Source organism: Dickeya oryzae (assembly GCF_009372235.1).
GTDB classification, from domain to species: Bacteria; Pseudomonadota; Gammaproteobacteria; order Enterobacterales; family Enterobacteriaceae; genus Dickeya; species Dickeya oryzae.
On sequence record NZ_SULL01000006.1, the window covers coordinates 150,477 to 162,446 of the forward strand.

The window sequence follows — 11,970 nt, forward strand, 5'->3', positions numbered from 1 at the left end:
CCGCTCTCTTCCTGCTTTCCTCCTCCCGTCCCCTTGTCTTTAGCTCACACGCCACAGAAACCTGTCGCCCCATCGAATCTCTGACGATAAAGTCCCGTGCCATGTTGAATACATTGCGTCATACTCATTTTATGCGCAATTTTACTGCGCCATTCACCAACATTAAGACAGATTCTTACTGAGACTCGACCATCATGAAAACCAACGCGACAGCCGACAGCCCAGACGACAAAGGCCTCAATCTTGACCGATTTGATCTGGCGATTCTGCGTTATCTCCAGTCTGATTCCTCTATTTCCAATGTAGCGCTGGCGGAAAAGGTCAAGCTCAGCGCCCCCGCCTGTCTGCGGCGTGTGGAACGCCTGAAGCAGATAGGGTTAATCAAAGGCTATGTCGCGCTGCTGAATCCACAGGCATTGAATGTCGGCATGGTGGTATTAATCGGTGTCGTACTTGATCGCTCCACCCCGAAAAGTTTTGAAGATTTTGAAGCCGCGGTGCAGAAGATCAGCGGTTGCATGGAGTGCCACGTGGTCACCGGCGAGTTCGACTACATCCTGATGATCCGCACCAAAGACAACCAGAGCTTCAATAAACTGCACGCTGAACAGTTGCTGTTCCTGCCGGGTGTGCGTCAGATCCGCTCCTTTATCGGCTTGCGGGAAGTGCTCTCGACAACGCAATTGGTGTTTTAAGGACGCGTGTTGCAAGCAATCACGCCGGGGGGATCCCCGGCGTAGGCAGCACGACACCACCACACTCAGCCATTACGGAAAATATAGCTGTACGCACTCAGCGCCGGTGCGCCGCCGAGGTGGGCATAGAGCACTTTAGCGCCTTTCGGGAATTCACCGTTGCGCACCATGTCTATCATACCGTGCATGGATTTGCCTTCGTACACCGGGTCGGTCAGCACCCCTTCCAGACGGGCGCACAGGCGGATGGCTTCCAGCGTGCCGTCATTCGGCAGGCCGTATTCCGGGCCGCCGTAGCGGGTATCCAGCACCACGTCCTCTTCGGTAATCTCGCGACCTAACTCAACCAGACCGGCGGTGTGCTGCGCGATACGCAGGATTTGCGCTTTGGTCTTTTCCGGTTTGGCGGACGCATCAATACCGATAACGTTACGGGCGCGACCATCGGCGGCAAAGCCTACCACCATCCCGGCCTGAGTACTGCCGGTGACCGAGCACACCACGATATAGTCAAATTTAAAACCCAGTTCTTTTTCCTGCTGGCGTACTTCTTCGGCAAAGCCAACAAACCCCAACCCACCGTACGGGTGCTCAGAACAACCGGCCGGGATCGGGAACGGTTTACCGCCATTTTGTGAGGCTTCTTCCATCGCCTGCTTCCAGCTTTCGCGAATACCGATATCAAAACCGGCCGGGTCAAGACGGACATCCGCCCCCATAATGCGCGATAACTCGATATTGCCCACCCGGTCGTACACCGCGTCGGCATAGTTCACCCAGTTTTCCTGCACCAGAATACATTTCATCCCCAGGTGTGCCGCCACCGCTGCCACCTGACGAGTCTGGTTGGACTGGACGCCGCCAATCGACACCAGCGTGTCACAGCCCTGCGCCAGCGCTTCCGGGATCAGGTACTCCAGCTTACGGGTTTTGTTGCCACCGAATGCCAGCCCGCTGTTGCAGTCTTCACGCTTGGCATAAATCTCCACATCACCGCCCAGGTATTCACTCAGGCGTTTCATCGGGGTAATCGGCGAAGGTCCGAAAGTTAAAGGATAACGCGGGAATTTTTCCAGATTCATGGTCAGGCTCCGGGGTAGCTAACGTAGATTGAACAGGCATCAGATGAACGTTTTTCGCAGGGAAAACACCTCATCGCTGACCTTCGATACTACAGAAAAACCACTTAATTTAAATTGCGTTTTTCTCTTTATTTTTTATAAAAAATTAAACTATAAATCAAAAATGAAAACTTAAATTCAAAATAAATCCGATAAAAAGAAATAAAATTTCACTCAAGAGAAAGCAATAATCCTACACAGCGTTCAACGTAACGGCAGCCCAAAATCCACCCGGCAATGTTGGTCGTGCTGCTGTAGCGCCTGTTTGAGGAAAGCAAAAAAGCTCTCCAGAAGCGCGGTACGGGGCCTGCCCATCTCGGTGTGTAATTGCAAGGTGCGCTGACTCAGTTGATCCAGATTGACCGCTTTCATCGTCAGTCCATCATGTCTGGCGCGGCACAGAATGGAGAAATGGCTGCACACACTGACCGCTTCCGGCGTGGTGCGCACATAGTCATACAGGCTGGAAAAGTGGTTACAGGTAAACGCGGGTTCGATAAACACATTGTTCATTCGACACGAGAGATCAAACAGTTGCCGAATGGTCGAGGAGGGATCCGGCAGTGCCACCGGCCAGGCGTTGAGATCCGCCAGTTGAAAATCCCGGTTGGCCAGCGGATGGTCTTGCGCCATAAACACCAGTACCGGTGCCGGAAACGACGCCAGCACGTCCACGCCCTGCTCCGGTGCCAGGCAGAACTTGAGGGCCACGTCGCACTCGCCGTTACGCAACCACTCCGGTACCTGCCGGGCGCTGCCGACCGTCAGATAAAAATTGACGTGGGGATGTTGTTCACGAAAACGCGCCAGCAAGGTTGGCAGCAGGTGAAGGGCCAGCCCATCGGTACAAGCCACCCGCAATGTGGTCTGGCGTGCCGACTTCATCCCTTCCATTTCCGCTATCGCCAGTTCCATGTCGGCCATACTGCGCCGCACGTGATTCGCCAGAATATGTCCGGCATGGTTGAGCACCATGCCGCGGGTACTACGTTCAAACAGCGGCATTCCCAACCGGGTCTCCAGCCGCTGAATTTGCCGACTGATGGCGGACACCGCCACAAACAACTGCTGACTGGCGGCGCTAATGGAGCCGGTATTCACCACCGCCATAAAGTAACGAATTTCACTGTTATGCATAGATACCCTCCCCATACGATGGGCGTGAATTACTCTCTGTGGTCGGTAGCAGCTTATTGGGACACGAGGATGGGCTTATAAAAGTACAGTGCATAATTTCGTGCGGAATAAGCCAAATTATTTATTTGCTACACCACCGCACGCACGACAAGGAGAGGCTCAAACGCCGCCTCTCCTTGACCACTGGCTAAAGGCTAAACTGTGCCGCTGCGCGGTCCCTTCGGTGTTCGACTTCGCTAATCGGGCCGCCCGTGACGTGCTCCCGGCACGGCACGGGCTTTCGCGGCATCCATGCCGCTCACCCGGCGAAGTCGCCCACCTCAGCACAGTTTTGACGCCCGAAAACCACCTTAATCCTGTACTTAACGAGTTTGTAGTCGGCCTAAGAAACTTAAATTTCTGTAACTTGCTGTCGGGATTGCAACACACTGTTGCCCTCTTTTGCTAAATCCCAAAACAGGCCGCACATGATGTGCAGGGCTTCGCGCGCGACGTCCGCCAGCAGGTGTTCGTTGGGGGCGTGCTGGGAGCAGGCGGGGTACGAGTGCGGGACCCACAGCGTTGGCAAGCCGAGCGTGCGCAGGAAACAGGCATTGGGCAGGCCGCCGCCGAAATTGGGTAACACCGCGGCCTGTTTGCCGACCGAGCGTTCGATAGAGGCGACACCCCAATGTACCCACGGGTCGTCAGGGTCGATGCGGGTGGCTTCAAAACAGTTCTCCGGGTCGATGATGTCCACATCCTCAAACCCGCAGGCGTCAAGACGGCGACGCAGGTGTTCGGCAAAGTGTTCCACATCGCTGCCCGGTACATAACGCATATGGCACTGGGCGCGGGCCGTCGGCGGGATGGCGTGCGCCGGTTTATCCGGATTGCCGGTGACATACGCCAGCACATCCAGCGTATTCCAGCCATACACCTTTTCGGCAGCGCTCAACCCCGGCTCCCCCCAGTGTGGATCGATAGCCGGGTCACCCGGCGCACCGGCCAGTTCCAGACCGGACAAGGCGTGGCGCATCGAGGCGGACAGCGGTGGCGGCAGCAGTTCCGGCACCAGAATGCGGCCATTGGCATCCACCAGACAGCCGATCGCGTGCGCTAACCGAATACCGGGGTTACTGAGCAACCCGCCCCAGTTGCCGGAATGGTGCGCGCCGTCACGCAGCGTCAGTTGCAGGCCGAAGTTGAATACACCGCGAGAACCCAGAAACAGGGTGGGCCGTTCCGCACTGACGCGCGGGCCGTCCGAGGCGATGAACAGGTCCGCCGCCAGCCAGTCACGGTATTGCTGGCACACAGCATCCAGACCGGGCGATCCACACTCTTCGCCCATTTCCAGAATCAGCTTCACGTTGTAGCCCAGCCGGCCCTCACAGGCGCTCAGTACCACAGCCAGCGCCGCCAGATTGATGCTGTGCTGGCCTTTGTTGTCGGCGGTGCCGCGCCCGTACCAGCGGTTACCGTCCGGCGTCAGCGTCCACGGTGATAATCCGCTGCGCCAGCGTGCTGCATCCCCCATCACCACGTCGCCGTGGCCGTAGGTCAGCACCGTCAGTGCCGCCGCTGGCTCCATGCGGCGCGCCAGCAGAAAAGGCCCGCGATCCGCCACCGGATTCGGCACAATCAGGCACTCAAACCCCATGGCTTCCAGCAACGGGATCATCTCGTCGGTCAGGTAGCCCATCAGTACCGGGGCGCGTTCCGCGTTCTGACTTTCCGTCTGGCAGGCCACCCGGCGTGCCAGCACGTTACGAAATACGCCGGAGTCAAAATACGCCGCCGCATGTTGCATCATCTCTTCACGTGTCATCGTTGGTCCTTTTTTCTGTTCACGTCCTGCGGGTTGCGCGGGTTACGCCACCTCAATCGTCGGAATCCCCAGCCCAGGTTCTGGCGTCAGAACCGATGCCAGCAACGCGCGGGTATAAGGGTGCTGCGGCGCGCCAAATACCTGCTCGCGGGTGCCCTGTTCGACAATCGCGCCTTTACGCATCACCGCCACGTGATCCACCAGATATTCCACCACCGACAGGTTATGGCTGATAAACAGATAGGTCAGGCCCAGCTCTTTTTTCAGCGTCAACAGCAGGTTGAGGATCTGCGCCTGTACTGATACATCCAGCGCCGAGGTCGGCTCGTCGCAAATCAGGATCGCCGGTTGCAGGATTAATACCCGGGCAATCGCCACCCGCTGACGCTGACCACCAGAAAGCTGTCCGGGGTACTGACCGTGGGTACGCTCAGGCATCCCCACCCTGTCGAGCATCTCGCGTACCCGCTGTTTACGTTCCGCCGGTGTGCCGATGTGGTGCAGCCGTAACGCCACCTCCACGATATCCGCCACCGTGCGGCGTGGGTTGAGCGAGGAATAAGGGTCCTGAAAGATAGGCTGCATGCGGCAGGCCAACTCACGGCGATCGCCCGCGTCTATCTCACGCCCTTCAATCAACACATTGCCGGATGTGGGCGGCAGCAGGCCGAGCAGCATTTTCGCCAGCGTACTCTTGCCACAGCCGGATTCGCCCACCAGCCCCAGCGTTTCCCCCCGGCGAATGCGTAAAGACACATTATCCACCGCGCGGATTTCACCGGGCGGTGAGAACATCCCACGGTTGAGTCGGAACACCCGGCTGAGTGCGCACAGCTCCAGCGCGATATCGTCGTTGCCCGGAATAGGCGGTAACACGCGGCCGCCCACTGCAGTTATCGGGTTCATACCGCCACCTCCGTCATCACCGCGTCCACACAACGCACCGCATGGTGTTCTGTCAGCGCCACATAGGGTGGCTCCTGCGCACAATCGCGACGACACTGCTGGCAACGGTTGCGAAACGCGCAGCCCTGTTGCGGGCCGATCAGGCTCGGCACCACGCCGGGGATAGCCTGCAACGGCTCACCCGGCACGGTACGTCCGGCCACCGGAATACACTCCAGCAAGCCACGGGTATAGGGGTGACAAGGCTGGTGGAACAGTTCCATCACCGGAGCGGTTTCCACCACCTGCCCGGCGTACATCACCGCCACCCGATCAGCGATACGTGCCACCACGCCAAGGTCATGGGTGATGAACACCACCGCGGTGCCAAATTCCTGTTGCAGCTCGCGCAACATCCGCAGGATCTGCGCCTGAATAGTGACATCCAGCGCAGTGGTCGGTTCATCAGCGATGATCAACTCCGGGCCGCACATCAGCGCCATGGCGATCATGATGCGTTGCCGCAGGCCGCCGGAGAGCTGATGCGGATACTGCCGTAGCCGTTCCGCCGCCATCGGAATGCCGACGCGATTCATTAGGTACACCGCCCGCTCGCGCGCCTCGGCTTTAGAAACCTTACGGTGCGCCAGCAAGGTTTCACACAGTTGATCCCCCAACGTGAACGATGGGTTTAACGAGGTCATCGGCTCCTGAAAGATCATCGCCATCTGGCTGCCTCGCAACGCCGCGCGCTCACGTGGGCTCAGCGCCAACAAGTCAGTGCCACGAAACCGCAACGTCTCAGCACGACGCTCAGCATTACGTGGCAGCAGGTCCATCAATGCCAGCGAGGTCATCGATTTGCCACACCCTGACTCACCGACCAGACACAGCATTTCACCGCGCCGTACCGAAAAATCGATGCCGCGCACCGCGTGCAACGTGCCGCGCGGCGTCGTCAAATCGACCCGCAGGTTTTTCACCTCCAGCACGATCTCGGCCTGCCCCTCGCCCGTCAGCCTGTCCCCACCGGTAGTCTCAATCGTTGTATGCATAGCGTTCTCCTCAGAGCCTAAGGCTCTCAATTGCGGCCATCCAGCGCGGTCACATCTCGCAACCCGTCACCCACCAGATTGATGCTCAACACCAACAGCGCCAGCACCACGCCGGGGATCACAATCACCCACGGTTGAAAGAACATGTAGGCCTTGCCTTCCGCCACCATCAGCCCCCAGGAGGGCATCGGCGGCTGTACGCCGAGACCAAGAAACGACAAGGTGGCCTCCAGCAAAATCGCGTGGGCTATTTCAAGCGTCGCCACCACGGTCAGCGGCCCCAGCAGATTAGGCAGAATCTCCCGCAGCATGATGAACAGCGATGACGCGCCGAGTGTCTGCGCCGCCGCGATAAATTCCGCGTCGCGTAGCTGACGCGTTACCGAGCGCGAGACAATCAGAAAACGGTCCCACAGCAGTAAGCCCAGCAGCATAATCACCACCTTGACCGAGCCGCCCACCAGCGAGGCCAGCGCCAGCGCTACCAGGATCACCGGCATCGACAAACGCACGGTCAGCAGATAACTCACCACCGCATCGACCCGGCCGCCGAAATACCCCGCCAGCACTCCCAGCGCAATGCCGATGGTGCCGGCCAGCATCACCGATACCAGCCCGATGGCGAGCGATACCCGGGCACCGAACAGCAGGCGGCTCAGGTAATCCCGCCCCAGCTTGTCAGTACCGAGCAGATGCGCCCAACTGCCTTTGTCATGCCACACCGGTGGGATCAACCGTCGGCTGACATCCTGCGCATAGGGGTCGTGCGGGCTGATGAGCGGAGCCAGAAGCGCCAGCAGCACAATCGCCCCCAGAATCACCAGCCCAATCGTCATACCGTGGTGCCCCAGAATCTTGCGCTGCCAGCGCTGCCACGGCCCAGGCTCCGGTAACAGGCCAGGCTGCGGCGCGGTTTTCATTATCACCGCCAGTCGTGCTATTGCTGTTTTCATCACGGCTCCTTATCTGCTGCGCAGTCGTGGGTCGAGTAGCGCGTTGAGTACATCCGCCAGAAACGTCAACCCGATGTAAAACACGGCGATGATCAACACGATGGCCTGCACCACCGGGAAGTCGTTGCGGGCGATGGAATCCCACGCCAGTTGTCCCAGCCCTTGTAGTGAAAACACCGACTCAATCACCACCGAACCACCGAGCATGAACCCCAGTTCCACCGTCGCCAGCGCCACTACCGGGATGATGGCGTTACGCAAGCCATGCTTGACCACCACCTTAAAGGCGCTCAGCCCTTTGGCCCGTGCGGTGCGGATGTAGTCGGAGCCCAGTACATCGAGCATGCCGGAGCGGGTCAGACGCATCAGCGACGGCATGGCGTAATACCCCAGCGCCACCGCAGGCAGTACAAAGTGTTGCCAGCTACCGTTACCGGCTACCGGCAGCCATTTCAGCCCGACGGCAAAGATAAGGATCAGCACCAGCGCGAACCAGAAATTGGGCATCGCCTGCCCCACCACCGAGACCAGCATGGCGAAACGATCGACCCAGGTATCCCGAAACACCGCCGCCAACACCCCAAGCGGAATAGCCACCGTTAACGCCAGCAGCAACGACACGCCGCCCAGCGTGAGGGTGACCGGCATACGCTGGCCGACCAGCTCCATCACCGTGTTTTCAAAATAGAATGAGCGACCAAAATCCAGTTGCATCGCCGACCACATCCAGTGAGAGAACTGGCTCAGCAAGGGTTTATCCAGCCCATTCTGCACCCGAATCTGGGCGATGGTTTCGGCGCTCGCATCCGGCCCGGCAATGGCGGTCGCCAAATCACCAGAGAGATGCAGCAGCGAAAAACTGACCGCCGCCACGGTAAACAACACCGCCAGCGCCACCAGTAACCGTTGAACAACGTACTTCACCATAAGCCACTCCTTACCCCTCACGTGCAGTCAGTGTTCCGGCCACCTTTACTTCCAGCTCGCCTCGGCGAAACGTGGTAGTTCATCCGGCCAGTCCTGAAAGTTCAGGTCGGCGGTAAACGCGTAATGGGTGGAATAAGAGAACAGCGGTGCCATGTAGGCTTGCGCCGAAATGTGTCCCAACAGCGCGGCATACTGCGCGCGGCGCTGCTGCGGGTCTATCACGGTATCCGCCTGTGCCAGCTCGGCCATCACAGCAGGGTCTTTCCAGATATCACTGCCTTTGCCGCCAAAATAGGGGGTGACGAACGCGGTCGCGTCGTTGATAGAAAACGAGCCCCAGGTACTGAACGCCAGCGGTGCCTGACCCGACGCCAGCGCACTCGCCATCACCGGGTACTGCACGAAATGCAGCCGTGCACGGATGCCAACTTTGCGCAAATCGCCAATAATGGCCTCGGCGTAATCGCGCTCGCGGTAGGCCCACAGATCGGTATCAAACCCGTTGGCATAGCCCGCTTGTGCCAGCAGTTGTTTCGCTTTGGCCGGGTCATAGGGATACTGGATCACCTGACTGGTATCGCAGGCGGTCTGGGTACGAAAACAGGCGGAGTACACCGGTTTGCTGCCACCACGCACCAGATTATCGACCATCGCCTGACGGTTAATGGCGTAGTTGATCGCCTGACGCACGCGCAAGTCTTTGAACGGCACCCCTTCCGGACCGGTGGCGTTGGTGTTCAGTGCCAAAAAGCCGACACGCATGGTTTCACCGCTTTTCACCGCGATATTCGGCATGGCTGACAACGAATCGACCTGATCCGACGCCACACGCCAGATCCAGTCCACCTGTCCGGTCATCAACTGGGCCACACGCGCTTCCGGGTCGCGGATCACCACAAACTGTATCTTGCCGATTTTGGGCTGCCCGATGGGGCTGTCTTTGAAATAGTCCGGGTTTTTCACCATCATCACGCCTTGCCCCGGCATGACCTTGACGATTTTGTACGGACCGGTGCCAACCGGTGCTTTGCTAAAACCTTCCAGTTTCACCTGCTGAAAATAATGGGCGGGGTAAATCGGTGTCGGGCCGGATAAATATTCCAGCGCCGCCGGGAACGGTTTTTTCAGATGCAGACGCACCGTATAGTCGTCTACTTTTTCCACCTTATCGATCCAATCGACGCTTTGTGGAATCACCGAGGCGGTATTCGGCCCGGCGATATTGTCGAAGGTGTACACCACATCATCGGCGCTAAAGGCATCGCCATTATGGAAGGTCACGCCTTTACGCAGATGCAGCAGTAATACCGTGGGCGATTCCCATTGCCAGTCGGTCGCCAGTTCGCCTTTATATTCCCCGGTTTTCGGATCGCGATAAATCAGCGTATCCCAGGCGAGGTGCGCCAGAATTACCCCTTCGCGCATGTTATTGTGGTACGGACTGACGTTTTCCACCTCACTGTCAGAGGCGTAAACCAGCGTGTCATTTTGTTTGCTGGCATAGCTGGTGCAGGAAACACCTGCCAGTAACGCGGTTAATGCATATTTCCGAACAAATTTCCGAATATGTCTTGCCAGATTACGAGCCATGCTGTTCTCCACCACCAGAAGGATGAATAAAAAGGATCTCTACCCCAAAGCATTCATTGGTGATATTGCAAGAGCAGCGCCAAATAAGGATTATTCTCGTTACCGATTTTCGAGATATGCTTTCTCAAAAAGAGAAAGCGCTGATAAACAGGGGATGTATTACCTCTGGCAATAATAAAAATGAATGAAAAAAACAGCATGACAAATCACACCCGGTGCCATTTCGACAGTAACGGGTCTATTTCAGTGCAAAAAACAATCGGACTGCACCATTTGCGTGATGCGTAATAAGGAGAGGTTATTTCTATTTTTGTGAAAGCGGTATTACCGCTCTACCCAGCGTCGGTCGGTATCTATAAACACAATTCGATTCGGGTGATGCCTATCATCATTCATCTTTACAGACCGGGAGCGAATTAATACGCCGCGTCTTAATACATCACGATAGCGCAATATATTTAGAGCCGTTCCCCATCGAGGTGGTTCTGACCAGGACAGAACACAGACAACACGCCGCGCTGCTTGAACAGGCAACGCATGGGTCCAACCTTGCGGACAGCGCAGCGAGTGAACCGGTACAGCTCAGAATACCCGAAAATGTCGAACACGGCTCAAGGCCAAAACACCCGCCGGTGAGACTGGCTATACCAAATTGACAGCGCGTTGTTACTCCCCGCTCCCTCAATAAACGGTTTGCACAAAATCTCGAACATTCACTGCATTGCTATTTTCATGCACCTCGAATTATTTAGGGTATACACGTTTTTTTGAACCCAAACCCCCTCAAATCAGGCCCTTTTTATGCGATGATTTGATCCATTACCGTTTCTCATACAACAACTGTCTACATGACCGAATCGATCCCCAGCTATGAAGCAATGATGCCCGTGGTCTTGCAAGCCATTGCCGATGGCGCCCCGAGGCCGTTGCGTGACGTATTTGACCGCGTTTGCCAGCATTACGCGTTTAGCTCCGAGCAACTTGCCCACACCCTGCCCAGCGGTCGTCAAACGACGATTCGCTCCCGGGTCGGCTGGGCGAAAACCTATCTGGTGAAAGCGAAGCTGATTGCGCAACCCAAGCGTGGCATTTGTCTGATTACCGAACGTGGCCTGGCCGCGTTGGCATCAGGACAAAAGATAGACAATCACTATCTGGCGCAATTTGATGAGTTTGTAGCGTTCACGCTCGCATCTAACGAAGGCGATGAAAGCGTTGAGCACGCTCCGGCCGACAAAGGCGCGAACCTCATCTCGGCGGATCCCGCCCAGGCACAAACCCCCCAAGAGCAGATAGAGCAGGCGTTAGCCTCCCTCAACCGCTCTCTTGCCGATGAACTGATGGCCGAGATCCTGGCCATGTCGGCGCGTTTCTTTGAACAGCTCGTGGTCGACTTGATGGTCGCCATGGGGTATGGCGGCAACCAAAAGGATGCGGCCCAAACAACGCGAGCGAGCAACGACGGCGGTGTTGACGGGGTGATTAAAGAGGACCGGCTGGGCCTCGATTCCATCTATCTGCAGGCGAAACGTTACACCGAGAAGAAAATCGGCCGTCCCGACATTCAATCCTTTGTCGGCGCGCTGGAATCGCATCGGGCGCGTAAAGGCGTCTTTATCACCACCTCGGGGTTTAGCCAAGAAGCATGGGAATATGTGGAACGGATTGAAAAGCGTATCGTACTGATTGACGGCCCCCGTCTCACGGCATTGATGATTGAATACGGCGTGGGCGTTGCGCCCCGTCAGACTATCGCCATCAAGGCACTGGATTCAGATTATTTTTTGGAAGACTAAC

Annotated in this window: 10 protein-coding genes; 2 read left to right on the top strand and 8 right to left on the bottom strand. The window is 57.2% G+C overall.

Translation table 11 applies throughout. The features are described 5' to 3' along the window. Positions 1-194: 194 nt before the first annotated feature. A complete protein-coding gene (locus tag FAZ14_RS12615) occupies positions 195-695 on the top strand; it encodes an Lrp/AsnC family transcriptional regulator (RefSeq protein ID WP_016943234.1) in 501 nt (166 codons plus the stop codon). Between the two features lie 65 nt (positions 696-760). Here FAZ14_RS12615 and FAZ14_RS12620 read toward each other — a convergent pair whose 3' ends face one another. The 8 genes from FAZ14_RS12620 to FAZ14_RS12655 form a co-directional block, all read right to left on the bottom strand. After that, complete coding sequence (locus FAZ14_RS12620) at positions 761-1,777, bottom strand: 1-aminocyclopropane-1-carboxylate deaminase (RefSeq protein WP_038906941.1); 1,017 nt, start codon at positions 1,775-1,777, stop codon at positions 761-763. A gap of 243 nt (positions 1,778-2,020) precedes the next feature. Then, on the bottom strand, positions 2,021-2,953 hold the full coding sequence (locus tag FAZ14_RS12625; RefSeq protein ID WP_038906940.1) for a LysR family transcriptional regulator: 933 nt from the start codon (positions 2,951-2,953) through the stop codon (positions 2,021-2,023). A gap of 391 nt (positions 2,954-3,344) precedes the next feature. Then, positions 3,345-4,763 (bottom strand): M20 family metallopeptidase, encoded by a 1,419-nt coding sequence (locus FAZ14_RS12630; protein ID WP_153508631.1) that lies wholly within the window; start codon positions 4,761-4,763, stop codon positions 3,345-3,347. 42 nt (positions 4,764-4,805) lie between these two features. Then, the gene (locus FAZ14_RS12635) at positions 4,806-5,669 is read right to left on the bottom strand and encodes an ATP-binding cassette domain-containing protein (RefSeq protein ID WP_153508632.1); all 864 of its coding nucleotides are present in this window, start codon (positions 5,667-5,669) and stop codon (positions 4,806-4,808) included. After that, entirely contained in the window at positions 5,666-6,703 is a 1,038-nt protein-coding gene (locus FAZ14_RS12640; protein WP_153508633.1) for an ABC transporter ATP-binding protein, read from the bottom strand. The genes FAZ14_RS12635 and FAZ14_RS12640 overlap by 4 nt, the downstream gene beginning before the upstream one ends. Before the next feature lie 26 nt (positions 6,704-6,729). Beyond that, positions 6,730-7,656: an ABC transporter permease gene (locus FAZ14_RS12645; protein WP_029456560.1), complete on the bottom strand. Its 927-nt coding sequence runs from the start codon at positions 7,654-7,656 to the stop codon at positions 6,730-6,732. A 9-nt stretch (positions 7,657-7,665) separates the two neighbouring features. Beyond that, positions 7,666-8,583, bottom strand: a complete 918-nt coding sequence (locus FAZ14_RS12650) for an ABC transporter permease (RefSeq protein WP_016943241.1) — start codon at positions 8,581-8,583, stop codon at positions 7,666-7,668. Between the two features lie 45 nt (positions 8,584-8,628). Further along, positions 8,629-10,173 carry an ABC transporter substrate-binding protein gene (locus FAZ14_RS12655; protein ID WP_153508634.1) on the bottom strand — a complete coding sequence of 515 codons (1,545 nt, stop codon included), beginning with the start codon at positions 10,171-10,173 and terminating at the stop codon, positions 8,629-8,631. 848 nt (positions 10,174-11,021) lie between these two features. Between FAZ14_RS12655 and FAZ14_RS12660 the strand changes: the two genes are divergently transcribed. Continuing rightward, positions 11,022-11,969, top strand: coding sequence for a restriction endonuclease (locus FAZ14_RS12660; protein ID WP_153508635.1), 948 nt, complete (start codon positions 11,022-11,024; stop codon positions 11,967-11,969). The last annotated feature ends 1 nt before the right edge of the window (position 11,970 follow it).